Source organism: Streptomyces sp. NPDC101181, from assembly GCF_044767975.1.
GTDB lineage: Bacteria > Actinomycetota > Actinomycetes > Streptomycetales > Streptomycetaceae > Streptomyces.
In genome coordinates, this window is record NZ_JBIWOX010000001.1 from 599,676 (window position 1) to 624,697 (window position 25,022).

The 25,022-nt window shown below is 74.4% G+C and carries 19 protein-coding genes; 7 read left to right on the forward strand and 12 right to left on the reverse strand.

Going from position 1 to position 25,022, the window contains the following annotated elements; translation table 11 throughout:
• Positions 1-29 precede the first annotated feature (29 nt).
• Positions 30-3,668 (reverse strand): UvrD-helicase domain-containing protein, encoded by a 3,639-nt coding sequence (locus ACIRRU_RS02555; RefSeq protein WP_403675178.1) that lies wholly within the window; start codon positions 3,666-3,668, stop codon positions 30-32.
• 369 nt (positions 3,669-4,037) lie between these two features.
• On the reverse strand, positions 4,038-4,481 hold the full coding sequence (locus ACIRRU_RS02560; RefSeq protein WP_403675181.1) for an MGMT family protein: 444 nt from the start codon (positions 4,479-4,481) through the stop codon (positions 4,038-4,040).
• Between the two features lie 173 nt (positions 4,482-4,654).
• On the opposite strand from ACIRRU_RS02560, the gene ACIRRU_RS02565 reads away from it, so the two are divergent.
• Both ACIRRU_RS02565 and ACIRRU_RS02570 read left to right on the forward strand, forming a co-directional pair.
• The gene (locus tag ACIRRU_RS02565) at positions 4,655-7,726 is read left to right on the forward strand and encodes a lysylphosphatidylglycerol synthase domain-containing protein (protein ID WP_403675184.1); all 3,072 of its coding nucleotides are present in this window, start codon (positions 4,655-4,657) and stop codon (positions 7,724-7,726) included.
• A 190-nt stretch (positions 7,727-7,916) separates the two neighbouring features.
• On the forward strand, positions 7,917-9,509 hold the full coding sequence (locus tag ACIRRU_RS02570) for an alpha/beta hydrolase (protein WP_403675187.1): 1,593 nt from the start codon (positions 7,917-7,919) through the stop codon (positions 9,507-9,509).
• A 100-nt stretch (positions 9,510-9,609) separates the two neighbouring features.
• Here the strand turns inward: ACIRRU_RS02570 and ACIRRU_RS02575 are convergent, their stop codons facing one another.
• Entirely contained in the window at positions 9,610-10,617 is a 1,008-nt protein-coding gene (locus tag ACIRRU_RS02575; protein WP_403675190.1) for an NmrA/HSCARG family protein, read from the reverse strand.
• A 159-nt stretch (positions 10,618-10,776) separates the two neighbouring features.
• Between ACIRRU_RS02575 and ACIRRU_RS02580 the strand changes: the two genes are divergently transcribed.
• A complete protein-coding gene (locus tag ACIRRU_RS02580) occupies positions 10,777-11,145 on the forward strand; it encodes a MerR family transcriptional regulator (RefSeq protein ID WP_403675193.1) in 369 nt (122 codons plus the stop codon).
• A gap of 133 nt (positions 11,146-11,278) precedes the next feature.
• Here ACIRRU_RS02580 and moeZ read toward each other — a convergent pair whose 3' ends face one another.
• The 7 genes from moeZ to ACIRRU_RS02615 form a co-directional block, all read right to left on the reverse strand.
• Positions 11,279-12,457, reverse strand: coding sequence for an adenylyltransferase/sulfurtransferase MoeZ (gene moeZ, locus ACIRRU_RS02585; protein ID WP_363200984.1), 1,179 nt, complete (start codon positions 12,455-12,457; stop codon positions 11,279-11,281).
• Between the two features lie 99 nt (positions 12,458-12,556).
• Entirely contained in the window at positions 12,557-13,381 is an 825-nt protein-coding gene (locus tag ACIRRU_RS02590; protein WP_403675196.1) for a spherulation-specific family 4 protein, read from the reverse strand.
• Positions 13,369-14,334 (reverse strand): NAD-dependent epimerase/dehydratase family protein, encoded by a 966-nt coding sequence (locus ACIRRU_RS02595; protein WP_403675199.1) that lies wholly within the window; start codon positions 14,332-14,334, stop codon positions 13,369-13,371. The genes ACIRRU_RS02590 and ACIRRU_RS02595 overlap by 13 nt, the downstream gene beginning before the upstream one ends.
• 271 nt (positions 14,335-14,605) lie before the next feature.
• On the reverse strand, positions 14,606-15,784 hold the full coding sequence (locus tag ACIRRU_RS02600) for a hypothetical protein (RefSeq protein ID WP_403675202.1): 1,179 nt from the start codon (positions 15,782-15,784) through the stop codon (positions 14,606-14,608).
• Between the two features lie 34 nt (positions 15,785-15,818).
• Positions 15,819-17,645 carry a DUF3492 domain-containing protein gene (locus tag ACIRRU_RS02605; RefSeq protein ID WP_403675205.1) on the reverse strand — a complete coding sequence of 609 codons (1,827 nt, stop codon included), beginning with the start codon at positions 17,643-17,645 and terminating at the stop codon, positions 15,819-15,821.
• A gap of 342 nt (positions 17,646-17,987) precedes the next feature.
• Positions 17,988-19,487, reverse strand: coding sequence for a DUF3152 domain-containing protein (locus tag ACIRRU_RS02610; RefSeq protein WP_403675208.1), 1,500 nt, complete (start codon positions 19,485-19,487; stop codon positions 17,988-17,990).
• A gap of 8 nt (positions 19,488-19,495) precedes the next feature.
• Positions 19,496-20,461: an alpha/beta hydrolase gene (locus ACIRRU_RS02615; protein WP_363200989.1), complete on the reverse strand. Its 966-nt coding sequence runs from the start codon at positions 20,459-20,461 to the stop codon at positions 19,496-19,498.
• A 112-nt stretch (positions 20,462-20,573) separates the two neighbouring features.
• On the opposite strand from ACIRRU_RS02615, the gene ACIRRU_RS02620 reads away from it, so the two are divergent.
• From ACIRRU_RS02620 to ACIRRU_RS02630, 3 genes are all read left to right on the forward strand, one after another.
• Positions 20,574-20,789, forward strand: a complete 216-nt coding sequence (locus ACIRRU_RS02620; protein WP_363200990.1) for a hypothetical protein — start codon at positions 20,574-20,576, stop codon at positions 20,787-20,789.
• 167 nt (positions 20,790-20,956) lie between these two features.
• Entirely contained in the window at positions 20,957-21,598 is a 642-nt protein-coding gene (locus ACIRRU_RS02625) for a TetR/AcrR family transcriptional regulator (RefSeq protein ID WP_363200991.1), read from the forward strand.
• A gap of 139 nt (positions 21,599-21,737) precedes the next feature.
• Positions 21,738-21,965, forward strand: a complete 228-nt coding sequence (locus tag ACIRRU_RS02630) for a DUF3107 domain-containing protein (protein WP_363200992.1) — start codon at positions 21,738-21,740, stop codon at positions 21,963-21,965.
• A gap of 277 nt (positions 21,966-22,242) precedes the next feature.
• On the opposite strand, the gene ACIRRU_RS02635 is transcribed toward ACIRRU_RS02630, so the two are convergent.
• Together ACIRRU_RS02635 and ACIRRU_RS02640 are read right to left on the reverse strand one after the other, a co-directional pair.
• On the reverse strand, positions 22,243-22,398 hold the full coding sequence (locus tag ACIRRU_RS02635) for a hypothetical protein (RefSeq protein ID WP_363201199.1): 156 nt from the start codon (positions 22,396-22,398) through the stop codon (positions 22,243-22,245).
• A gap of 164 nt (positions 22,399-22,562) precedes the next feature.
• Complete coding sequence (locus ACIRRU_RS02640) at positions 22,563-22,964, reverse strand: hypothetical protein (protein ID WP_403675213.1); 402 nt, start codon at positions 22,962-22,964, stop codon at positions 22,563-22,565.
• A gap of 397 nt (positions 22,965-23,361) precedes the next feature.
• Between ACIRRU_RS02640 and ACIRRU_RS02645 the strand changes: the two genes are divergently transcribed.
• Entirely contained in the window at positions 23,362-24,996 is a 1,635-nt protein-coding gene (locus ACIRRU_RS02645) for a penicillin-binding transpeptidase domain-containing protein (protein WP_403675215.1), read from the forward strand.
• Positions 24,997-25,022: the final 26 nt, after the last annotated feature.

Consider the following 25,022-nt stretch of genomic DNA (forward strand, 5'->3'; position numbering starts at 1 on the left):
ACGAACCGGGTGCGAGGGCTGTGCGGCGGCTACTCCACCACCTGCCGCCCCTCCGGCTGCGCGCTGCACGAGGCGCGGAAGGAGCAGTGCGCGCAGTGGGTGCCGGTGGTGGGCGTGAACCGTTCGTCCAGCACCTTCCCGGCGGCCGTGGCGAGCAGGTCCCCGACCCACTCCCCCACCAGCGGCTCCTGCGCCTGCACCTTGGGGAAGCTCTCGCCGCCCTCCTTCTTGGGCGCGGGCTGGCGGAGCTGCACGAGTTCGGCACCGCCCGGCTCGGGGCGCTCCCCGGCGAAGACCTCGTCGACCGCGCCCTCGCGGACGGCGAGCTGGTAGACGGCGAGCTGGGGGTGAGCGGCCACCTCGTCCCTGGTGGGCGCGGCCTTGCCGGTCTTGAAGTCGACCACGTAGGCGCGGCCCTCGGCGTCCTGTTCGACCCGGTCCATGGAGCCCCGGATCCGGACGGCGTAGTCGCCCGCCTCCAGGGTGACGTCGAAGTCGTGCTCGCTGGCGGCGGGGGCCCGGCCGCCCCGGTCCAGGACGTGCCAGTGCAGGAAGCGCTCCAGGGCCGCGCGGGCCTGGTCCTTCTCCTGTTCGGACTTCCAGGGGGCGTCGAAGGCGAGGCCGTTCCAGACGGAGTCCAGGCGCTCCATGAGGACGTCCAGGTCGGCGGGGGTCCGGCCGGAGGCGACCTCGTCGGCGAGTACGTGGACGACGTTGCCGAACCCCTGGGCGGCGGTGGCCGGCGCGTCGGCCTTCACCTCGCGGCCCAGGAACCACTGGAGGGCGCAGGTGTTGGCGAGCTGGTCCAGGGCGGAGCCGGAGAGCGCGACCGGCTGGTCCCGGTCGCGCAGCGGGACGGCGGAGCGGGTGGGCTCCTCCAGGCCCCACCAGCGGTACGGGTGGGCCGCGGGCACCAGCGGCTGCCCCTCGTCGTCGGTGAGCGCCGCGAGCCGGGCGAGGCGGTGGGCGGCGGCGTCACGCAGGGTGTCGGACGCGGCGGGGTCCACGGTGGTGGCGCGCAGCTCGGCGACGAGCGCGGCGACGGCGAGGGGGCGGCGCGGGCGGCCGGTGACCTCGCGGGGTTCGACGCCCAGCTCGGTGAGGAAGCGGGAGGGCTGGTCGCCGTCGTCGGCGGGGGCCTTCACGGCGGTGACGACGAGACGGTCACGGGCCCGGGTGGCGGCGACGTAGAAGAGCCTGCGCTCCTCGGCGAGGAGGGCGCCCGGTGTCAGCGGCTCGGCGAGCCCGTCGCGGCCGATCCGGTCCGCCTCCAGGAGCGAGCCGCGGCGGCGCAGGTCGGGCCAGAGCCCCTCCTGGACCCCGGCGACGACGACGAGCCGCCACTCCAGGCCCTTGGAGCGGTGGGCGGTCATCAGGCGTACGGCGTCGGGGCGGGCGGTCCGCCGGGTGAGGGTATCGGCGGCGATGTCCTGGGCGTCGACCTCTTCGAGGAAGTTGAGGGCCCCGCGCCCCCCGGTGCGCTCCTCGGCGCGCGCCGCCGTCTCGAACAGGGCGCACACCGCGTCGAGATCGCGGTCGGCGTTGCGCCCGCCCGCCCCGCCGCGCAGCGCGGCCCCCTCCAGTCTGCGGGGCCAGGGGGTGCCGCTCCACAGGGTCCACAGGGCCTCCTCGGCGGTGCCGCCGCCTTCGAGCAGCTCGCGGGCCTTGCGCAGGAGCGCACCGAGGCGCTGCGCTCCGTGGGCGTACGCCGGATCGTGCGTCACCAGGCGTTCCGGCTCGGCCAGGGCACGGGCCAGCAGCTCGTCGGAGGGGGCGGGGGTGCGTACTCCCGCGGCCCGCTCCTCGTCGCGCAGGGCCCGGCCGAGGCGGCGCAGGTCGGCGGCGTCCATGGAGCCGAGGGGGGAGGCGAGGAGGGTGAGGGCGGTCTCGGTACCGAGCCAGGGCCGCGGCCCGCGCCCGTCCCGCCCCGCGGCCTGTTCTTCCTGCCCGTCGCGCTCGTCGCCCGGCTGTTCCTGCACGTCCCGCTCGTCGCCCGGCTGCTCCCGGCCGTCGCGTTCGTCGCCCGGCTGCTCTTGCCCGTCGCGCTCGTCGCCAGGCTGTTCCCGGCCGTCGCGCCCGTCGCCCGGCTGCTCATGCACGTCCCGCTCGTCGCCCGGCTGCTCTTGCCCGTCGCGCTCGTCGCTCGGCTGCTCCCGGCCGTCGTCCTCTTCCTCGGCCGTCCGGTGTGTGTGCAGCGCTGCCGTGGCCACTGTCCGCAGCGCCGTCAGCAGCGGGGCCACGGCCGGTTCGTGGCGCAGCGGGAGGTCGTCGCCGTCGACCTCCAGGGGGACGCCCGCCGAGGTGAGGGCGCGGCGGACGGCGGGCAGCGAGCGGCCTCCGGCCCGGACCAGCACGGCCATCTCCCGCCACGGCACCCCGTCCTCCAGATGGGCGCGGCGCAGCAGGTCCGCGATGTTCTCCAGCTCCGTGGACGCGGTCGGGTAGGTGTACGTCTCCACGCGGCCGCCGTCCCGGACGGCGTGCGGCTCGCGGTGGGCGCGGACCGTGTCGGCGGGCAGCCGGGGCAGCGGCATCCGCCGGGTGAGCAGCCGGGTCGCGGCGAGCAGCCCGGAGCCGGACCGGCGGGAGGTGGCGAGGACGCCCACGGGTGCGGGGGCCCCGTCCGCCCGGCGGAAGGTGTCCGGGAAGTCGAGGATGCCGTTCACATCGGCGCCCCGGAACGTGTAGATGGACTGGTCGGGGTCGCCGAAGGCGATCAGCGTCCGGCCGCCGCCGAGGTCGCCGCCCCTCCCCCGCCCGTCGGCGGGCCGCCCGGCCCCCGTGCCCGCCCCGCGCCCCGGGGTCCGCCCCCGGTTCCCCGCCAGCGCGTGCAGCAGGCGCACCTGCGCCGGGTCGGTGTCCTGGTACTCGTCGACGTACACCGCGTCGTACGCCTCCGCGAGCCGCGCCGCGACCTCGGGACGCTCGGCGAGCAAGACCGCGCGGTGGACCAGTTCGGCGTAGTCCAGGACGCCCTGGGCGTCGAGGACGTCGAGGTACTCCGCGAGGAACTGGGCCGCGGCCGTCCAGTCCGGGCGGCCCGTGCGGCGGGCGAAGGCGGCCAGCGCGTCCGGGCCCAGGCCCAGCTCGCGGCTGCGGGCCAGCACGGCGCGCACCTCGTCGGCGAACCCGCGGGTGGTCAGGCAGGCCCGCAGCTCGTCGGGCCAGCGGACGTGGGCCAGGCCCTCCCGTTCGAGGTCGATCTGGCCCGCGAGCAGTTCGCGGACGGTGACGTCCTGCTCGGGGCCGGACAGCAGCCGCAGCGGATCGGCGAAGAGGTCGGCGTCCTGGTGGGCGCGGACCAGGGCGTAGGAGTACGCGTGGAAGGTCGTGGCCTGCGGGCCGCGGGCGGCGCCGAGCCGGGCGGCCAGTCGGTCGCGCAGTTCGACGGCGGCCTTGCGGCTGAAGGTGAGGACGAGGATGCGGGCGGGGTCGGTGCCCCGGTTCACCCGCGCCGCGACGGACTCGACGAGCGTGGTGGTCTTGCCGGTGCCGGGTCCGGCGAGGACCAGCAGCGGCCCGCCGGGGTGATCAACCACCGCGCGCTGGGCTGCGTCCAGCAGGGGGGGCTCCACGGAGCCCGGCGGGGTGCGCACCAGCCGGTACGCGCCCGCGGTCCGCGGCCGTGACTCACGGTGCGGACTGTGCCGGGTGGAGGAAGTGCTCACGTGGATCGCCGGTCCTGGTGGGTGTACAGGTGGTGGACAACGAGGAAGAAACAACGGGGAACGAGGTCGGACGCGGAGTCGTCGGGAGGTCGGGGCGGCCGCCGCGTCCTGGTCGCGGTCGGAGAAGTCTCGGAAGTGGGGGAAGTCTGGGAAGCCGGGGAATCCAGGTGGTCCAGGTGGTCCAGTAGTCGGGAAAGTCGAGGAAGGGGGCGGACCGTGCCGCGCGATGACGACGCTACGCCGGCGGAGGCGCGGGACGCGGCGGGCGTGCCCCGCCCCGCCCCGCGTGGCCCCGCCTCGCGTGCGGCGGGTCCGGCCCGGGTGCCGCGTCCGGCCCGGGGGCCGCACCTGTCCTCCCGGCCGCCGTCGTCAGGTGGGGGGTTCCCCGCGCCCGTGCCCGTCCGCGCCGGTGCCGTCCCAGCGGGCGTGGCGCATGTCGAGGCGTGGCACATGGCCCTCCGCCTGCCGGGACGCTCCGCGGAGCGGGGTGCCCTCGGCGTGGTAGTGCTCCAGGGCACGGAGCTCGGCGCCCGGGAGCAGCGCCCCGTCGGCCCTGACGACACGCCACCACGGCACGGCGGACCCGTACAGCGCCATGGCCCGGCCGACCTGGCGTGGCCCGCCGTCGCCCAGCCACTCCGCGACATCGCCGTACGTCATCACCCGGCCGGGCGGGATCAGGTCGGCGACATCGAGGACGCGCTCGGCGTACTCCGGCAGCGCGGGGTGGTCCGGCGGCTGGGGGTGGTCCGGCGGCTCCGGGCCGGTCGGCGCGGTGCCGGGCCCGCCTCCGCCCGTCTGGTGCTGGCTCATCCGCCCCATCCTGCCGTACGCCACCGACAGCCCGCCCGGAACGGTGTCCGTCCGTCCACACCGCATGCGCGCAGGTGCAAAGGAGCGTATGTTGCGCTTCCCGCGCCCGTGCGATGCACCCTGATGCCCCCCTCTGTCTACGGGCCGTGCCACCATCATGCGGGCGGTGACCGGTGATACGAGAACACGAAGACGAACCAGAGGCGACGAAGGAGCAGGGCGTGCAGCCACCGAAGGCGGCCGACGCCTCCGATGCCGAGGGGCGCTCGTCGAGCGCTCCGGAGCGCTCCGGCGACGACTGGGACGACCGGGGCGAGCAGGACGAGCGGGACCAGCCGGATTTCCGTAACGATCGGGACACCGCGCCTCCCGGATACGCCGCGCCTTCCGGATACGCCGCGTCTCACGGAGACACCGAGCCCCACGGAGACACCGCCCCCGCGGAGGACGCCCCTCCCTCCGCCGCGGCGGAGGGACCCGCTGACGCCGTGCCCTCCGAAGACGCCACCGCCTCCCCCGCCGACGGTACGACCGGCGCGCCCACCGCCCCCCGCGGTCGTACCGACGGCCCCACCGCCTCCGGCTCCGGCCGGCTGGCCGGTTCGACACTGGCCTCCGCCGAGGCCGCCCTGAGCGACCGGGTCTCCGGTGACGAACCGCTGCTGCCCGCCCGGGTGCACCGCCCGTCGGATCTGATGCGGCTGCTCATCGGGGTCCTCGCGATCACGGTCCTGCTCGCGATCGCGGCCTTCGCCCAGGGCACCACCACCGGGCTGGAGAACGACATCTCCAAGGGCACCGAGCAGGCGCCCGATCTGCTGATCAAGATCGCCGGTCTGGTGTCCAGCATCGCCGTGCTGCTGGTGCCGGTCGCCTTCGCCATCGAGCGCCTGATCAAACGGGACGGGCTGCGCATCGCCGACGGCGTGCTGGCCGCGGTGCTCGCCCACGGGGTCACCCTCGCCACCGACCTCTGGGTCTCGCGGAGCGCGCCCGGCACCATCCAGGACGCCCTGACGCAGCCGCAGACGGCGGGCGGACTGACCGACCCGGTGCACGGCTACCTCGCGCCGGTCATCGCGTACATGACGGCGGTCGGGATGGCGCGGCGGCCGCGCTGGCGCGTGGTGCTGTGGGTGGTGCTGCTGCTCGACGCGTTCGCGATGCTCGTCGGCGGGTACACCACCCCGTTCTCGATCGTCCTGACGGTCCTGATCGGCTGGACCGTGGCGTACGGAACGCTGTACGCGGTCGGTTCCCCGAACGTCCGCCCGACCGGGCAGCACCTGATGGCGGGGCTGCGGCACGTCGGCTTCCGCCCGGTCGCCGCGATGCGCGCGGACGACGCCGCCGACCGCGAGCGGGACGACAAGGACAGCGCCGACCAGGGCGACCGGGGGCGGCGCTATCTGGTCACGCTGGAGGACGGGCCGCCGCTGGACGTCACCGTCGTCGACCGCGAGCAGCAGGCCCAGGGCTTCTTCTACCGGGCCTGGCGGCGGCTCACCCTGCGCACGCTCACCCAGCGGCGCTCCATCCAGTCGCTGCGCCAGGCGCTGGAACAGGAGGCGCTGCTCGCGTACGCGGCGATCGCCGCCGGGGCGAACGCGCCCAAGCTGATCGCCACCTCCGAGCTGGGGCCCGACGCGGTGATGCTCGTCTACGAGCACATCGGCGGCCGGTCCCTGGACCAGATGGAGGACGAGGAGATCACCGACGATCTGGTGCGCAGCGCCTGGCGTCAGGTGAAGGCTCTCCAGTCGCGCCGGATCGCGCATCGCAGGCTGACCGGTGACGCGCTGTTGGTGGATCGTTCCGGCAGCGTGTTCGTGACGGATCTGCGCGGCGGTGAGATCGCGGCCGGTGATCTGGTCCTGCGGATGGACGTGGCCCAGCTGCTGACCACGCTGGGGCTGCGGGTGGGGGCCGAACGGTCCGTCTCCGGGGCGCTGGCCGTGCTCGGCCCGGACGCGGTGGCGGACTGTCTGCCGCTGCTCCAGCCGATCGCGCTGAGCCGCTCCACCCGGGCGACGCTGCGCCGGATCGCCCGCGAGCGTTCGCAGCGCGAGCGGGAGGCCGTGGTGGAGGCCTCCCAGGCGGCCAAGCAGGCGAAGGCCGAGGCGGCGGGCGAGGAGAGCGCCTCGGACCGCAAGGCCGACCGCAAGGTGCACCGGACGGAGAAGCAGGCCGAGAAGCGGGCCATCGACGAGGCGCTGGAGGAGGCCCGCGAGGAGGATCTGCTCGCCCAGATCCGCCGCCAGGTGCTCCTGATCCGCCCGCAGGCCCCGGTCGAACCGGTCCGGCTGGAACGCATCAAGCCGCGCACCCTGTTCAGCTTCATCGCCGGGGCCATCGCCGCGTACTTCCTCATCTCCCAGGTCACGCAGGCGGACTTCGGGGCGGTCGTGGAGCAGGCGGAGTGGGGCTGGGTGGCGGCCGCCCTCGGCTTCTCGGCGCTGAGCTACGTGGCGGCCGCGATGAGCCTGCTGGGCTTCGTACCGGAGCGGGTGCCGTTCCTGAAGACGGTGCAGGCGCAGGTGGCGGGGTCGTTCGTGAAGATCGTGGCGCCCGCCGCCGTCGGGGGCGTGGCGCTGAACACCCGGTTCCTCCAACGTGCGGGGGTGCGCCCCGGTCTGGCGGTGGCGAGCGTGGGGGCCTCGCAGCTGTTCGGGCTCGGCTGCCACATCCTGCTGCTGGCGCTGTTCGGCTACCTCACGGGTACGGAGAAGACCCCGGACTCGCTGACCCCGTCCCGGACCGTGATCGCGGGTCTGCTGACGGTCGCGGTGCTGGTGCTGGTGGTGACGGCGATCCCGTTCCTGCGGAAGTTCGTGGTGACCCGGGTGCGGTCGCTGTTCGCCGGAGTGGTGCCGCGCATGCTGGACGTGGTGCAGCGGCCGCAGAAGCTGTTCACCGGCATCGGCGGCATGGTGCTGCTGACCGGGCTGTTCGTGCTCTGCCTGGACGCCTCCATCCGGGCGTTCAGCGGCCCGGACGTCCCGCAGCTGAGCTACGCGAGCATCGCGGTGGTCTTCCTCGCCGGGAACGCGCTCGGCTCGGCGGCCCCCACCCCGGGCGGGATGGGGGCGGTCGAGGGCGCCCTGACGCTGGGCCTGATCGCGGTCGGGCTGCCGAAGGAGGTCGCGGCGCCCGCGGTGCTGCTGTACCGCGTGATGACGCTGTGGCTGCCGGTGCTGCCGGGGTGGATCGCCTTCAACCAGCTGACCCGCAAGGGCGAGCTGTAGTCCATCGACGCGCGGGCGCGCCCGCCCGGATGTGCCGGGGCGCGGTCACGTGCCGGGGCACGGACACGCGCCGGCGCACGGCCCCCGCGGTCCGGCGGTCCGATGGTCCGGTGGTCCGGCGGTCCCGCCTCGCCACCCGCATGGACCGCGTCCGGCCGCGCTCCTCGGCGGCCCGCCGCACGATGGGGGCATGAGGACCTCTCCCGCTCTGCGCGCCGCCGCCCTCGCCGCCACCGCCACCGTGATCCTGCCGCTGGCCGGCTGTTCGGACGGGGGTGGCGGGGAGGGCTCGTCGGCCCCCACCGGGGCCTCGACCGCCTCGCCGTCCACCACCGCCGGGGACCTGGCCGCGCAGAAGCTGGAGTGGTCGCCGTGTCCGGCGCCGAACACGGCCCAGGGCGGCGGCGAGTCGCCGTCCCCGCTGCCCGGCGGCGTGGTGTGGGAGTGCTCCTTCATGGACGCGCCCCTCGACTACGCGAAGCCCGACGGCCGCACCGTGGAGCTGGCGCTGGTCCGGGCGAAGGCGAAGGACCAGAAGCGGCGGATCGGCTCGCTGGTGTTCAACTTCGGCGGTCCCGGCGCCTCGGGCGTGGCGACGCTCCCCGCCTTCGGTACGGAGTACGAACGGCTCCGCACCCGCTACGACCTGGTGAGCTTCGACCCGCGCGGGGTCGGCCGCAGCGAGGGCGTCGAGTGCGCGGACGACGCCCAGCTGGACGCCTTCTACCAGGAGGACTCCACGCCGGACGACGCGGCCGAGGAGAAGAAGTTCACGCAGGGACAGAAGGACTTCATCGCGGACTGCGAGAAGAACTCCGGCCCCGAACTCCCCTTCGTGGGCACCACGAACGCCGCCCGCGACATGGACCTGATGCGGACCGTGCTGGGCGACGACCGGCTGCACTACTTCGGTATCTCCTACGGCACCGAGCTGGGCGGCGTCTACGCCCACCTCTTCCCGGACAAGGTCGGCCGGGCGGTCTTCGACGCCGTGGTCGACCCGACGAAGGACTCCGAGCAGTCCTCCCTCGGCCAGGCCGAGGGGTTCCAGCTCGCCCTGGACAACTTCACGAAGGACTGCGCCGAGCGCGACGACTGCGCGCTGCCCGGGGCCACCCCGCAGGAGGTCGAGCAGGGGATCGCCGATCTGCTGGCCGAACTGGAGCAGCAGCCCATCGACGGGCTCGGCGACCGGGCGCTGACGCAGACGCTCGCCACCACGGGCATCGCCTCCGCGCTCTACTCCAAGGAGACCTGGCCGCTGCTCGAACAGGGTCTGGACGAGGCGGGCGGCGGGAACGGCGGGCTGCTGCTCGCGCTGGCCGACTCGCTCAACGGCCGCTCGGAGGACGGGCGGTACGACAACTCCAACGCCGCCAACCTCGCGATCAACTGCGCCGACAGCAAGCAGCGGTTCACCCTGGAGCAGACCAAGGCGGCCCTGCCCGCCTTCCGCAAGGCCTCCCCGCTCTTCGGCGACTACCTGGGCTGGGGCCTGATGGGCTGCACCGGCTGGCCGGTCACGGGCGCCTGGGAGACCCCCGACGTCAGCGCCCCGGGGGCCGCCCCGATCCTGGTCATCGGCAACACGGGCGACCCGGCGACCCCGTACGAGGGTGCGAAGGCGATGGTGGGGGAGCTGGGCAAGGGCGTCGGCGTGGAGCTCACGTACAAGGGCGAGGGGCACGGCGCGTACAACAGCAAGGACGCGTGCGTGCAGCGGGCCGTCGACGGCTACCTGCTGAACGGCAAGGTCCCGAAGTCGGGCGCGGTCTGCGGCTGATCCCGCTCCGGGGCGCGGTGCGCCGACCCCGGGCGGAGGGCGCCGGTCCCGGCCCCCGAGCCCGGTGCGGCGACCGGGCGGGGCGTGCCGGTCCCGGCTCTCAGCCCGGTGCGCCGGCCGGGCGCGGGGTGCGGAGCGCCTCGGCGAGGGGCTCCGCCCCCGGGCCCGCCAGCCAGCGGTCGAAGCCCAGCAGGAAGGGGAACTCTGCGCGCAACTCGTCGAGGTCCGCGTTCCCCGCCAGCCTGCCGTCGTCGACGAGCGCCAGCAGCAGGCCGAGGACCCCGTCCGATGCCCCCGGCGTCCCCGGCAGGCGGCTGTAGCCGACCGGCCGCCCGGCGGCCCGGGTCAGATGCCCGGCCAGGGCCTCGCCGGTGAGGGCGTCACCGGCGATCTCCAGCGTGCGTCCGGCATAGCGGCCGGGTGCGGCGAAGACCGCGGCGGCGACGCGCCCGATGTCGCGTGCCGCGATGAACTGCATGGCCTGGTCGGGGCGCATCAGGAAGGACACGTGTCCCTGGCCGAGGCCCGTTTCCGGGGCCACCAGCAGCTCCATGAAGGCGGCCGGCCGGAGGATGGTGACGGCGGTGTCCAGCGTCCGGACGTGGGCCTCGACACGGTTCTTGGTGTCGAGATGGCTGACGCCCGTCGTCGCACCGGCGGTGACCGCCGAACTCTGGACGAGGTGCGCGACGCCGAGGCGCTCGGCGAGGTCCGCCACCGTCGTGGCGAAACGGACCTCGTCCTCGTCGGTCACCTCCGCACCGGCCTGCCCGGAGTTCGGCTGGACACTGAAGACGCCGTGGGCCCCCGAGAAGGCCGAGCCGAGCGACTCCGGGTCCTTGAGGTCACCGGCGACGACCTCGACGCCGGTGGCCGCGAGCGAGCGGGCGCGGGGGCCGGACGGGTCCCGCACGACCGCGCGCACCGCCCAGCCGTCGGCGCGCAGCGCCGCCGCGACCGCTCCGCCCTGCTGACCCGTGGCGCCCAGGACGACGACGGTCCGGGTGCCGTTCAGGCCGGTCGGGCCGTCCGGGCCGGTCGGGCCGTCCGGGCCGGTCATACGGTCCGCGCCGGTCAGGCCATCCGTACCGTTCATGCCGCGCTTCATGCCACGCTCCTCATGCTCCGGGCGCGGGAGGCGGTCCGAGATGTGCTGGTCACAGCTGCTCCAAGGTTCGTGGGGGCGGTTCGCACCGGTCCCCGTTACGCTAAAACCTGACGTCGACGTCAGGTGCAAGCGCGACGGGAGTCGAATCGGGAGGCCGGGATGCGGATCGGGGAGGTCGCCGCCAAGGCGGGCGTCAGCGTCAGGGCGCTGCGCTACTACGAGGAGCAGGACCTGCTGCACTCCACGCGGGACGGGGGCGGTCGGCGCCGGTACACGCCCGACGCCGTCGACCGGGTCGGGCTGATCCGGCAGCTCTACTCCGCGGGCCTGCCGAGCAGGACCGTCCGTGCGGTGCTGCCGTTCGCGGACTCCGGCGACCCCGGCCGGGGGGCGCCGGAACTGCTGGAGCTGCTCACCGCCGAACGCGACCGCCTCGACCGGGAGATGGCGGACCTGCGGGACGCACGCGACCGTCTGCACGCCTGCATCACCGAGGCACACCGCGACGACCGGGCGGAACGTTCCTGAGGCCACGGCCCCACCCGCGAGGGGAAGGGACCCGGGGAGCCGCCGCCCCACCCGACGGAGAAGGACACCCCCGGGCACGGCGAAGGGCCCGGTCCGCCGTGCGCGGACCGGGCCCCTGCGAGACGACAGGTGCTCAGTACACCGGCTTCTCGGGCTCGATCTGGTTGACCCAGCCGATCACGCCGCCGCCCACGTGCACCGCGTCCGCGAAGCCCGCCGACTTCAGGACCGCGAGGACTTCCGCACTGCGGACGCCCGTCTTGCAGTGCAGGACGATGCGGCGGTCCTGCGGGAGGTCCTGGAGGGCGGTGCCCATGAGGAACTCGTTCTTCGGGATCAGCTTGGCGCCCGGGATCGCGACGATCTCGTACTCGTTCGGCTCGCGGACGTCGATGATCTCGATCTTCTCGTCGCCGTCGATCCACTCCTTGAGCTGCCGGGGAGTGATCGTGGCTCCGGCCGCCGCCTCCTGGGCCTCCTCGGAGACGACGCCGCAGAAGGCCTCGTAGTCGATGAGCTCGGTGACGGTGGGGTTCTCGCCGCAGACCGCGCAGTCGGGGTCCTTGCGGACCTTGACCTGGCGGTACTGCATCTCCAGGGCGTCGTAGATCATCAGGCGGCCGACCAGCGGGTCGCCGATGCCCGCGAGGAGCTTGATGGCCTCGTTGACCTGGATGGAGCCGATGGACGCGCAGAGCACGCCCAGCACGCCGCCCTCGGCGCAGGAGGGGACCATGCCCGGCGGCGGGGGCTCCGGGTAGAGGCAGCGGTAGCAGGGGCCGTGCTCGGACCAGAAGACCGAGGCCTGGCCGTCGAAGCGGTAGATCGAGCCCCAGACGTACGGCTTGTTCAGCAGCACGGCGGCGTCGTTGACGAGATAGCGGGTGGCGAAGTTGTCCGTGCCGTCCACGATCAGGTCGTACTGCTCGAAGATGCCGAGCACGTTGTCGGCTTCCAGCCGCTCCTCGTGCAGGACCACGTTCACGTACGGGTTGATGCCGAGCACCGAGTCCCGGGCCGACTGCGCCTTGGACCGGCCGATGTCGGCCTGGCTGTGGATGATCTGGCGCTGCAGGTTCGACTCGTCGACCTCGTCGAACTCGATGATGCCGAGCGTCCCGACACCGGCCGCGGCCAGGTACATCAGGGCCGGGGAACCGAGGCCGCCGGCGCCCACACAGAGCACCTTGGCGTTCTTCAGGCGCTTCTGTCCGTCCATCCCGACATCCGGGATGATCAGGTGGCGGGAGTACCTGCGGACCTCGTCGACGGTGAGCTCGGCGGCCGGCTCGACCAGGGGTGGCAGCGACACAGGAACCTCAACAATGCAGGTGGTCGGATTCTACGGAGACCGGCCTCTTACGGCCGACTACGTACGGTTGTTCTCCTCGTAACACTGCCACGCCCCTCCTCATTCCGAGATACCCGGTCCGATCCGCGAGACGATTTCGTCCCAGTACCTGGGCAGCGTCGCGAACGGGTCGGTTTGTCCGCTTCGGTCGTCCCGGTCGGTGAAGAAGATCGTCCCGGCGCCCTGCCAGCGGGCGATGCGCATGGCCTCCTCCAGGTGGGTGCGCGGCACCCCGTGGACGAAGTGCGCGAACCGCTCCGGCGGATAGTCCGCCGTCCACTCGGCCACCTGCGACCAGCGGTAGTCGGTCCACGGCCCCTGGAACGTGACCAGCTGGTCGGCCGCCTCCGCGTACCCCGGATACGGCTGGGTGCCGTGGCCCAGCACCAGGCGGCCCCCGTCGTCGGCGCTGTCGCTCTCCGCGAGCAGGGCGTGCAGGGTGCCGGTGAGCCGCCGGACGGCGGGCAGTCCGGCGCGTTCTGCGGGGCACCGGGCGAGGTAGAAGCCGCTGACCCGGTACCAGTCGATGAAGGCGCGGGCGTCGGCGATGAGTTCGTCGAAGGGCCGCTCCCCGAAGGCCAGGTCGAGGTGGCCGAGGAGACGGCCGCCGGAGGCCCGGACGGTGTCGTCCGGCGTCTCGCCGTGCAGGGCGCGCTCGCGGGCGTTGCGCAGCCTGCCCGCCGCCGCCAGGCAGTGCGGGTCGGGCCGGGAGCCGGGGCCCTCCGCGATGTTGAGCACGGCCCAGTGCAACGGCGTGCCGGGGCGGACCAGCTCGGCCCACTCGGCGGGGGCGAGCAGCGGGTGGGCGTACCCCGGGACGCCGAAGCCGAGCTGTTCGCCGCCCGCGACGCGGCAGGCGGAGCCGGGAGCGGTCAGATGCGGCACGCCGCCTCCATCCAGATGTCCGCGAGGGACTCCTCCAGGTTGATCCGGGGCCGCCAGCCGAGCCGGTCCCGCGCGGTGCGGACGTCGGCCTGCTGCCAGGCGCCGCAGCCGTCCGGATAGGGGGACGGGGTGGCGGAGAGGTGTTCCATGACGGACTCGGCGGAGGTGCGCGGGGCGCCGATGGGCAGCCGCGGCGGGGGCGAGTCCAGTTCGTGCAGCGCGCCCGCGTACCCGGCGACCCTGGCCAGCACGGCGGCGGCGTCCCGGAGCCGGACGGCCCGCCCGGTGCCGATGTTGACGACGCCCTGGGCAGCGGAGAGCGAGGCGGCGTGGACGGCCCGCGCGACGTCCCGTACGTCCACGAAGTCCCGTTGCACTCCGAGGCCGCTGAGCTTCAGTTCGCCGTCGCCCGCCTGCATGGCCCGGCGCATCGCCTCGGCGAGCCGGCCGAGCGGCGAGCCCGCCGGGGTGCCGGGGCCCACGGGGGAGAAGACCCGGAGCACGACGGCGTCGAGCCCGGAGCCGAGGACCAGTTCGGTGGCGGCGAGCTTGCTGACGCCGTACGGGCCGCCGGGGCGCGGTACGGCGTCCTCGGCGGTGGAGGAACCGGGCTGCGAGGGCCCGTACTCCGAGGCGCAGCCGACCTGCACCAGCCGGGCCCCGCAGCCGCTGCGGCGCAGGGCCTCGCAGACGGTGGCGACGGCGACGGTGTTTTGCCGGGTGAGGTCGCGGGCGTTGCCGCGGGTGGCGCCCGCGCAGTTGACGACGACCCCGGGGTGGACGGCGTCCAGGAAGCGGGTGAGCGCCCCGGGGCTGCCGCCGGCGAGGTCGAACCGGACGTCGGCGTCGTCGCCCCGGCCGAGGGCCGTGAGGTGGACGGCGGGGTCGGCGAGCAGGCGGTCGGCGACGAAGCGGCCGAGGAAACCGTTGGCTCCGAGCAGCAGCACCCTCATCGCGCACCGCCTCGGTGCCGACGGCTCACTGCCGGTGCGGGGGGTCGGGGGTTCATGGCGGGTTTCTCCTAGGTCAGGTCAGGCGGTCGGTCGGTGCCGGGTGGGGAAGCCCGCGGCGTCGGCTCCGCGGGAGTGGTGCGGTCGTACGTGGGGGGACTGGCCGTTCGTGGGGGGGGGCGTGCGGTGGTACGTGTGTGTGTGGGGGCGGCGGGTCCTGCGTGGAGGGGGCGTACGCCGGTGTAGGCGGGGGCGGGTCAGGAACGGGCGCGGGTCAGGGGCGGGTGTGGGCGGAGGCCCGGGAGAGGGCGAACGAGGCGTGGACCAGCAGCCCGAGGGCGGCCGCCCCGCAGGCGAGGGCGGGCACCGCTCCCGTCCCACCCGCCGAGACGAGGGCGTTCACGGGCTGGGCGAGCGGTTCGAGTCCGGGGAGCCGGGAGGCGAGGACCAGGGCGGGGGCGGCGGCCTCGACGGCGCAGGCGGCGGCGAGCGCGACGGTGCCCGGCTCGGGCAGTCCGTGGGCGGCGAGCAGCCGGGCGACGAAGAACAGCACCCCCAGGGCGGCGGCCGCGACCGGCGTCCCGGTGCCGCCGAGGCCGAGTCCGGCCAGGTACAGCAGGGGCAGCAGCGCGACGAGGAAGAGGGCGACGGCCGCCAGCAGCAGGGGGCGCACTCCGGCGCCGAACTCCTCCAGCGCGCGGCTGCCGGACAGTTTGCGGTGGGCGTGGACGGCGAACAGGTGGGCGCACCAGGCGGCCGGGGCGACGGCGGCGGCGAGCCCGAGCAGCGGGGCGGGGGTGCCGTCCCACGGGCCGTCCGGGCCGCCGGTCATGACCTGGGCGAGCAGTTCCTCGCCGTACACCGCGTAGCTAAGCAGCCAGCAGCCGTACATCCCGGCGCGGACCGCCCCCTCGGGTGCGCGCAGCGGCCCGCGGCTCAGGCAGAGCCGGAGCGCCAGGCACGCCAGGACGGCGCCGACGACGGTGACCAGGGCCCGGGTGCCGTCGCCGAGCACGCCCTCGGTGAGCCGGAGCACCCCGGCGGTCGCCAGGCAGGCCGCACCGGGGAGCAGGGCCAGGAGCGTCCAGCCCGCCCGCGCCTCGGTGTCGGGGCCGGGGTCCGGGGGGCCGGTCACGGCGGGCTCCCGCGTACGGGGCGGTATGCGGGCGTACAACTCCTCGGCGAGCGAGAAGACGTCCCGGTGCCGGTAGCGGGCGGCGGTGCGGTCGGTGAGGCCGTGGGCTTCGAGTCCGGCGGCGATCTCCAGCGGGTCCACGGCCCGTTCGCACAGGTCGCGGTGGTCGTGCAGCAGGGACTTCACCGGGTCCGCCGGCCCGCGCCGCCCGGGGGCGGACGGGGACCTGCGCGCCGCGGACCGCTCCGGGGCGGTGACGGTGGCGGCGAGGGCGGAAGCAGGCGTCGGGGAGGTCGCCTGGTCGTGCGGACGGGGCATCGGGTCGTCTCCGTGGTCGTGAGGCGTCGAGTGGTCACGCATCGCCGTCCCCCGGTCCCACGGCGACCGCGCAGACGCCCTCGGGCTCACGCCCGGACTCGCGGACGGGCTCGCGCTCCGGGGGGTGTTGCGCGCCGGGCCGATCGCAGGGGTGTGCCGCCTGGGTCCAGGGGCCGGCGAGGCGGGCCTCGGGCGGGGTGGCGAAGAGGAGGGGGTCGCCGTGGGCGTCCACCGTGTCGGCCTCCCGGCGTACCGGGGTGCGCGACATCAGCTCCAGATAAATGCCGCGAAATGCCGCGAGGTTCTGTTCGACGGTGAAGAGTTCGAGCGCGCGGGCGCGGGCCGCCGCGCCCAGGCGCGCACGGCGCTCGGGGTCCCGCAGCAGCGCGACGCAGGCGTCGGCGAGCGCCTTGGGGTTGCGCGGGGGCACCACCAGGCCGGTGCCGCCGATGACCTCGACCACCGCGCCGACGTCGGTGGAGACGGTGGCCCGGCCGCAGAACATGGCTTCGACGAGGCTGACCGGGAAGCCCTCGACGACGCTGGAGAGCACGATCACTCCGCCCGCCGCGTAGGCGTCGGCGAGGTCGGGGACCTCGGGGCCGCCGATCTCCTCGAAGGTGACCGGGCTGACGCCCTCGGCGTGCGCGCCGGTGGCCTCGTCCGGGAAGAGCTGGGCGGCCAGGGCCCGGCAGTGGGCCAGGTAGGCGGCGCCCTCCGCGTCCGGGGCCGGGTCGCCGAAGACGCGGAGCCGGGCGCCCGGTTGGGCGCGGCGGATCTCGGCGAAGGCGTGGAGGAGGGCGATCAGGTCCTTGGCGGGTTCGATCCGGCCGACCCAGACCAGCGTGCCGGGCCCGCCGGTGGTCTCGTCCCCGCCGTCGGCGCCGAGCCGTTCGGCGCCCTCCCCGACCGGGCCGAAGCGCTCGGCGGACATGCCCGGGTAGACCGTGCGCTGCTTGGCGGGGTCGGCTCCGCAGCGCTGCTGCCAGCGGCGGACGTGGGTGTTCCCGGGGGTGAGGAGCGCGGCCTGGCGGTAGACCTCGGTGGCGAGGCGGCCGCGGAATCCGGCGAGGAGGGCGCGGACGGGGGCGCCGATCGGGGCGTCGGAGGCGGCCAGGTAGTGGGCGCGCAGCTGCACCCCGTGCTCGGTGACCAGCAGCGGGACCCCGAAGAAGCGTTTGGCCAGGAGCCCCGGGAGAGCGGCCGCGCCGCCGGAGGTGGCATGGCAGAGGTCGACGGCGCCGAGGCTCTCCTGGTCGTACCAGTCGAGCGAGAGGGGCCGCAGCGCGCGCTCCAGTTCGGCGGCGAAGACCAGCAGGTCGGGGACGGTGGCGCTCTGCACGGTCCGGGCCGCGCCCCGGGCCCGGGAGGCGGACTCCAGGATGCGCACGGTGGTCTCGGAGCGCAGGGCGAGGTGGAGCCCGCCGCGCTCGCGGGCCAGCTCGGCGAGACCGTAGAGCCCGTGGGTGAAGAGGCGCGCGCCGGGGCCGGTCCCGGGGGGCGTGCCGGGGTCGTCGGGGGTGCAGATCGCGGTGGCGAGGGCGGTCAGCCGGTCCGTGAACCGGCGGCGGTCGCGCCGCCCGTAGGACTGCTCGCCGCCGGTCACCAGGCGGGCCAGCAGGCCGCGTTCGCCGCTGCCGCGCAGGGTGCCGTCCTCCGGGGTCCACAGGGGCGCGGTGCGCACCCGGCTGACCTGGTGCGGCAGCCGGACCCAGCCCTGGTCCTCCTGGTGGGCGGAGCGGCTCAGGGCGAACAGGTCGAACTCGTGCTGCGGCAGCCCGCGCACCAGCCGGTCGCACCAGAGCCTGGACTCACCGGTCGCATACGGATAGTCACCGTCGGTGAGCAGTCCGATCCGCACGAGTACACCCCCGATCTCCCTTGTGGGTGGCCGCCGTTGATACGACGACTCACAGCGGGACGACCGTAAGCGGATACGCCGGGTGCGCGACGGACGGTTGTCCGTCGCGCCACCGAAAGGGGTGAACCGTCGTAACTTTCCCGCCTCCGTCGCGTTCCGTCGCGATAAGGCGGTCGGCTGTCACGGAGGGTCAGGTTTCGGCCAGCCCCTGGCGGGGCATGGCGGACTGGCCGCGGGACCGCGCGGCGAACGCGAAAAGGGGCGACAGAAGGGGGCGACGGGGTCCGGGGTCACCCGTCGGCGGAACCGGGCGGCCGTAGCGGCGTACGGACGCGGCGCGGCTCAACCCCCCGGGTGCACCCAGGGGTTGGGCCTGCACTTGATGCCCTCGAGCTCCAGGGTCTTGGTCTGCTGCTGCATGACCGGAGCGAGGACGCCGGGCGTGCGGCAGCTCACGTGGTTGTGCCCCAGCCGGTGGCCGACCTCGTGGTTGATGAGCATCTGACGGTACGACAGCATCTTGTCCGGGCCGAACGTGGCGGCTCCCTGCGCCCATCGATAGGCGTTGATCATGACGCGGTCGGTGGAGGCGGAGTCGCAGGAGACGTTGTCGACCGTCGTGTCCAGACCTGACTTCGCACACCACTCCCCGGTGGTCCCGGGGCTGGCGAGCGTGATGACGAAGTCGGGCCGCCCCGAGGAGATCCGCTCGAAGGTCATCGCCCCGTTGTGGGCCCAGCTCCGGTCGTCGTTCAGCGTCTTCTGGACGGCCTCGGCGAACAGGCCGGCGTCGAGGCCCAGCCCTTCCTCCACGTCGATCCGGTAGCGGTGTTTCTGCCCCTTCCCGGGAGCCTTCGCCAGACCGGGCACCGCCTCGAACACGCCGCTCGCCTTCAGGTCCGGGGCCAGCGGGAACGGCTTCGCCATCTTGTGCGCGTACGACAACGGCTTGACCTCGGGCCTGACCGGGGGCCGCCCGGGGGTCGGCCTGGCGTCGGAGCGGGAGGCCTCCTCACCGGCGCCCTGGCGCTCCACACCGGCGGCGCGGGCGGCCGCGGAGCGGACACCGGAGTCCTCGGCGACCTGTCCGGCCACCACGATCGCGAGCACGGTGGTCACCGCGGCGGCGGCGATGCCGGTGGCGGTCCGTCCCCTGCCGCCCCGGGGCGCGGAGTCCTCGTCCGGCTCCCCCGCGTCGCCGTCGCCCCCGGCGGCCGCCGACGTGGCGCCGCCGGAGTCGGGCGGCTCCTCGTCGAAGGCATCGATGAACTCGCGGCGCGGGCCCGGCACCGGAGGCCCGGCGGGCGAGGGCCGGGAGGCCCGGTCCTCCGCGGCCTGCTGGGCCGCCCGCTGCGCGGAGACCTGGCGGGCCACGGCCCGCAGCCGCGCCGCGGCGACGTCCTGGTCCAGGGGGCCGTCGGCGTCGGTGGCGTAGGGGTGTGCGGGGTGCTGGCGCGGGGCCCTTCCGTCGGCATCCGCCGGGGAGCCGTGACCGCCCCCGCCGCCGCGGCGGGACGAGGAGCTGGCGGACTCGTGGCCGTCGCCGGACCGGGACCGGGGGTCGGGGAAGCCGTCCCCGTCGTCGTCGGGGCGGGACGGGGAGCCGGTGGGCCGACTCCCCCAGCCGCCGCCCGGCTCGCGCTGCTCGGGGTGGCCGCCGCGCACCTGGGCGGCGGAGGAGAACGACGAGAAGGGGGAGCGCCCGTCACCCGCGACGGGCCCGCTCCGCCTGCGGCGGCCGCTGCCCGACGCGGTGCGGGAGGTGACGCGTTCGCCGCCCGGCGCCGCCGTCGCGGCGTCCGGGCGGATGGCCTCCGAGCCCTTTCGGCTGTGTCGTCCCACGCCCCGGATCAGCTCCCGCCGCTCTCGTCCAGCAGTTCCCGGAAGGCCTGAGCGACCGCTTCCGGGTACTCCATCATCGCCACGTGCCCCGCGTCGGGCAGGGTCAGCAGCCGTGCCCCGCCGAAGGCCGCGCACGCCCTGCGTGCCATCCGGTACGAGACGAGCTGGTCCCGTCCGCCGTACACGAGCTGGGTCGGTGCGAGCACCCGCTCGGCCTGGCGCCACAGTCCGTGCTGTCCGCCCAGGGTGTAGGCGTCGACGATGCCCCGGGCGGAGCGTGCCATGGCGTCCCAGAAGTACGGCAGTTCGAGTCGTCGCTCCATCTCGGCCACCGCGTTGCGGAAGGCCTCGTCGGAGACGCGCCCCGGATCGCCGTAACAGAGTGCCATGACTCCGCGGGTCCGCTGCTCAGCCGTCCAGCCCTTCGTGAGCCGGGCGAACAGGGAAGCGACGCCCGGCACCGCGAGCAGACCGGTCGGGACGGCGGGGCGCTGCACCCGCCACTCGGGCAGCGCGGGCGAGATCAGGGTGAGGGTGCGCACCAGGTCGGGCCGGACGGCGGCGATCCGGGTGGCGACCGCGCCGCCCAGGGAGTTGCCGAACAGGTGGACGGGCCCGCGGTCCTCCGCGTCGAGCAGGCGGATCACCGCACGCGCGTGTCCGGTGACGGAGTAGTCCCCGTCGTCCGGCGGCGGGGAGTCGCCGAAGCCGGGCAGGTCGACCGCCTCGCCGTCGACCACGTCGGACAGCAACGGCATCAGGGCCGACCAGTTCTGCGAGGAGCCGCCGAGCCCGTGCACGTAGAGCGCGGACGGCAGCCCGGTCCGGTCGGCGGGGCGGCAGCGGACGTTCAGACCCACCCCGGGCAGCGACACGGAGCGCAGCCGCTCGCCCTCGGCGATCCGGACGGCGCTGACCGTGGGGGCCAGCGCGGCGGCGGCGGCTTCGGTACCCGGCAGCTCGGTCGAAGACATGCGCCAATGTTACGAGACGATCACGCACCGATTCACGTGTTCGCCGTCACAGGGCCGCATCGCGGGGCAGGAGTCTTCCTCCTACGCTTCAGAAAAGGGAAGGGAGCCCCCCATGACCGTCGACCCCAGCGAGCCGGACACCTTCACCGGCGCAGCGGCGGACGCACCCGGCCCCGAGGCCCCGGAGGCCGACGCCGCGGAGCAGCGGACGGACGTCCGGCCCGAGGACGACGAACCGGCCGAGGGCATCGCCCCGGCCCTGGCGAACGAGGCCGATGTGGCGGATCAGCGCCGGGTGATCCCGCTGGACGAAGACGATTACCGGTAGTACGCCCCGGTTTGACGGCGGCCGGGGACACCTGTGACTTCCAACGCCGTCCGGTCCGTGAAATTCTGCGTCCGCGCCGCGCACAGCCGGGTTACCCAAAAGTACGATGGCTGTACCGCACGGCGTGTACGGATCGGCTGTGCTGGAACACACATTTGGGAGGCGGCGTGAGCGCCATCGAGCAGACAGAGGCAGCGCGACCGCGAGGCACTCGACTGCCCCGCCGCGCCCGACGCAATCAGCTGCTGGGGGCCGCGCAGGAGGTGTTCGTCGCGCAGGGCTACCACTCCGCCGCCATGGACGACATCGCCGAGCGGGCCGGGGTCAGCAAGCCGGTGCTCTACCAGCACTTCCCCGGGAAGCTGGAGCTGTATCTGGCCCTGCTGGACCAGCACTGCGAGTCGCTGCTCCAGGCCGTCCGTACGGCGCTGGCGTCCACGACGGACAACAAGCTGCGCGTCGAGGCCACCATGGACGCCTATTTCGCGTACGTGGAGGACGAGGGCGGCGCCTTCCGGCTGGTCTTCGAGTCGGACCTGACCAACGAGCCCGCCGTGCGCGAGCGGGTCGACCGGGTCTCCCTCCAGTGCGCCGAGGCGATCTCCGACGTGATCGCCGGGGACACGGGCCTGTCCAAGGACGAGTCCATGCTGCTCGCGGTGGGGCTGGGCGGCGTCTCGCAGGTGGTGGCGCGCTACTGGCTCTCCAGCCGCTCCAGCATCCCGCGCGACACGGCGGTGCAGCTGCTCACCTCGCTGGCCTGGCGCGGTATCGCGGGCTTCCCGCTGCACGGCGTCGAGCAGCACTGAGCCCGCCCGCGCCCGGCGGTTGACGCCGTGTTCGCTGCGGGCGTTGCGGTCGGGCCGTGCGCCGCGTCGCGGCCGGGCTAATGTGGCTGCGTACGGCGCGGTTCGCCGCGCAGGGACTGACCGTCGGAGGGACATAGCCGTGGAGGTCAAGATCGGGGTGCAGCACTCGCCCCGCGAGATCGTTCTGGAGAGCGGGCTTTCCGCCGAGGACGTCGAGACCGCGGTCACCGCGGCACTGGGCGGCAAGGCGGAGCTGCTCAGCCTCACGGACGACAAGGGCCGCAAGGTTCTGGTGCCGGCCGACCGGATCGCGTATGTGGAGATCGGCGAGCCCACCACCCGGCGGGTGGGGTTCGGCGCGCTGTAGTCCACGGGACGCGTTGATCAACGGATCGCGGAAGCGGGGGGGGGGGGGGGGGGGCCGGCCGGCCCGGCCGCGCGGGCGGGGGGGCGCCCCCCCCCCCCCCGCCCGGGGGCGCGGGGGGGGCGCGGGGGGGGGGGGCGCGGCCCGGGGGGGGGGGGGGGGGGGGGCGGGGGGGGGGGGGGGGGGGGGGGGGGGGGGCGGCCGCCGGGGGGGGGGCCCCGCCCGGGGGGGGGGGGCCCCCCCCGCCCGCATGTGGTCCCGTATGTGGGGCTCCGGCGGTTTAGAAGAAGTGCTTTCGTCCGCCCACGGCGCGGCCGGTGGCGCCCAGGATCCAGAGGATGGCACCGACGACGAGGAGAATCCCACCGATCGTCGTCAGCAGCGGCACGCCGACGAAGATGCCGATGAGGAGAAGAATAAGTCCGAGAATAATCACGTCAGTTACCATCCTTAATTGACGGATAAGCGCAGTCACGCCCACCGTTCGCTGCTGGAAACGCACCCCACCGACCGGTCAGCTCCGGCGCCGCTCTGGCCGCCGGAACGTCGTTGCGTCCGAGCTAGTTCCCCGCGATCCGGCACTCACACACAGATTCGAAATCAGTTTCGCCGCTGCCGTGCCAGAGAGGTCGCGAACAGCACCGACAGGGCCAGGAACACCAGGGCGACCCCGCCCGACCCCCATGCCAGGAGGGCCGCGCCACCGCCCCCGACGTCCTCCTGACGGGCGACGACCTGCGGGTCGTCCGCCCGGTACCGGACGGCCATGTCCGCCCCGACGGACTCCTTGCCTCCGCCACTGCCCACCGGGAGGTCCGCCACCACGGTCCGGCCGTCGGCCTCGAACTCCACGGAGCAGTGACCGGCCATGCAGGACCCGGCGGTGTGCAGCGTCGCCTGAGCACGTTCGCCTCCCTGGAGGGAGCGCAGGTGCTGGGCGGCCGGAAACATCACCAGGGCCGACAGGGAGCCCAGCAGCAGGGCGATGACGAGCGACGTCACCAGGGACGCGCGAAGACTCAGGGTGCCCCCGCCGCCGGACGCGCCCGCATGTGACGATGGCCGCTCTCTACGACCGTTCACGTTCTCTCCGCTGTCCACTCGTCCCGCCCTTCCTCACCGTCGGCATCAGGCCGACGCTCCATGGTCCGCTGTCCCGGTCCCGGCAGGCCAGGCGGGTCGCCGAAGTGACGTCACCAGGAGAACCAGGAGAGGGGTCACGTGGGGCGACCATCTGGTGACCTCGGCGGCCGCGCTGCTGTGGCCCGCCGTCGGGGAGTTCACCGCGCTCATTCCGGTCCGGTAACGACACCCTCACCGCCCGCCACCGCCGCCTAGGGTTCCACCCAGGTGCCCCCTGGACGTGTTCAGGGGGCTCTCTCGGGGAGGGGGCTGCGGGATGCGCAGCGGAGTGAGGGTCGCCGTCGTCGGCGGGGTGTTCGTCCTGGCGGCGGGCGGTATCGGCTACGGGGCGTACAGCATGCTCGGAGACGGGGACGGCGGGGACGACGGGAAGGCGCGGAGCGCGTCCGCGCGGGTGAGGACGGGGCCGCCGAGCGCGCAGGAGACGGCCGAGACGTCGAAGGGGTTCTTCGACGCGTGGGCCTCCGGTGACGCGGCGGCCGCCGCCCTGCTCACCGACAACGAGGCGAGCGCGGAGCCGGTGCTCGCCTCGTTCGGCGGGGCCGCCCGTATCGGCGAGGTGACGATCACCCCGGGCCCCGCGGTCGGCACGAAGGTCCCGTACACCGTCAAGGCCACCGTCTCGCACGGGGGGAAGTCGAAGCCCCTGTCGTACGCCTCGGAGCTGACGGTCGTCCGCGGCCCGAACAGCGGCAAGGCCCTGGTCGACTGGGCCCCCACCGTCGTGCACCCGCGGCTGACGGAGGGCGCGACGCTGCGGACCGGGGAGTCCGCCACCCCGGCCATCGAGGCCGTCGACCGCAACGGGACGGTGCTGACCAAGGAGAAGTACCCCTCGCTCGGACCGGTCCTGGAGACCCTGCGCCAGAAGTACGGGAAGAGCTCGGGCGGTTCGGCGGGCATCGAGACCCGCATCGAGCCCGCCGACGAGTCCCAGCCCGGCACGACCCTGCTGACGCTCTCCCCGGGCACGCCCGGCAAGGTGCAGACGACGCTGGACGCGGGCGCCCAGGCGGCGGCCGAGCGGGCGGTGAAGAAGTACGCGCAGGCCTCCGTCGTCGCGGTGAGGCCATCCACCGGGGCGATCCGCGCGGTGGCCAACAACCCGGTGACCGAGTTCAACGTGGCGTTGCAGGGCAAGCAGGCCCCCGGCTCGACGCTGAAGATCGTCACGGCGGCGCTGCTCCTGGACAAGGGGCTCGTCACCGCGAACGGGGCGGCGGAGTGCCCCAAGGACGCGATGTACCAAGGGCGTTCGTTCCACAACCTGGACAACTTCGGGCTGCCGGACGGGTCCACGTTCACGCAGAGCTTCGCCCGCTCCTGCAACACCGCCTTCATCAAGCTGATCGACGACACCAAGGACGACGCGGCGCTCGCCAAGGAGGCCCGCGACGTCTTCGGCATCGGCCTGGACTGGAAGAGCGGCGTCGTCACGACCGACGGCAGCGTCCCGGAGGAGACGGGCGGCGAGGCGGCCGCCCAGTACATCGGCCAGGGCACCGTCCAGATGAACGCGCTCAACATGGCCTCGGTCACCGCCACCGCCATCACCGGCACGTTCCGCCAGCCGGTCATCGTCCCGCAGACCCTGGACGACCGGCGGCTGGCCTCGGCCGCCCGCTCGCTGTCGCCCTCGGTCACCCAGCAGCTGAAGACGATGATGCGGGCCACCGCCGCCTGGGGCACGGGGGCGAAGGCGATGGCCCCGGTGGGCGGCGACAAGGGCGCCAAGACCGGGTCCGCCGAGGTCGACGGCCAGGAGACCTCCAACAGCTGGTTCACCGGATTCAGCGACGACCTCGCCGCGGCGGCGGTCGTCCAGACCGGCGGCCACGGCGGTGACGCGGCGGGCCCGGTGGTGGCGGAGGTGCTGAAGGCGGGCGGCTGAGCCACCGGGAACGGCGGGGGCGGCTA

Coding starts and splice junctions, on each gene's coding strand:
- ACIRRU_RS02615 (WP_363200989.1), bottom strand. CDS start 20,461: ATGTCTTCGACCGAGCTGCCGGGTACCGAAGCCGCCGCCGCCGCGCTG.
- ACIRRU_RS02620 (WP_363200990.1), top strand. CDS start 20,574: ATGACCGTCGACCCCAGCGAGCCGGACACCTTCACCGGCGCAGCGGCG.
- ACIRRU_RS02580 (WP_403675193.1), top strand. CDS start 10,777: ATGCGGATCGGGGAGGTCGCCGCCAAGGCGGGCGTCAGCGTCAGGGCG.
- ACIRRU_RS02570 (WP_403675187.1), top strand. CDS start 7,917: ATGAGGACCTCTCCCGCTCTGCGCGCCGCCGCCCTCGCCGCCACCGCC.
- ACIRRU_RS02595 (WP_403675199.1), bottom strand. CDS start 14,334: ATGAGGGTGCTGCTGCTCGGAGCCAACGGTTTCCTCGGCCGCTTCGTC.
- ACIRRU_RS02600 (WP_403675202.1), bottom strand. CDS start 15,784: ATGCCCCGTCCGCACGACCAGGCGACCTCCCCGACGCCTGCTTCCGCC.
- ACIRRU_RS02575 (WP_403675190.1), bottom strand. CDS start 10,617: ATGAAGCGCGGCATGAACGGTACGGATGGCCTGACCGGCGCGGACCGT.
- ACIRRU_RS02560 (WP_403675181.1), bottom strand. CDS start 4,481: ATGAGCCAGCACCAGACGGGCGGAGGCGGGCCCGGCACCGCGCCGACC.
- ACIRRU_RS02645 (WP_403675215.1), top strand. CDS start 23,362: ATGCGCAGCGGAGTGAGGGTCGCCGTCGTCGGCGGGGTGTTCGTCCTG.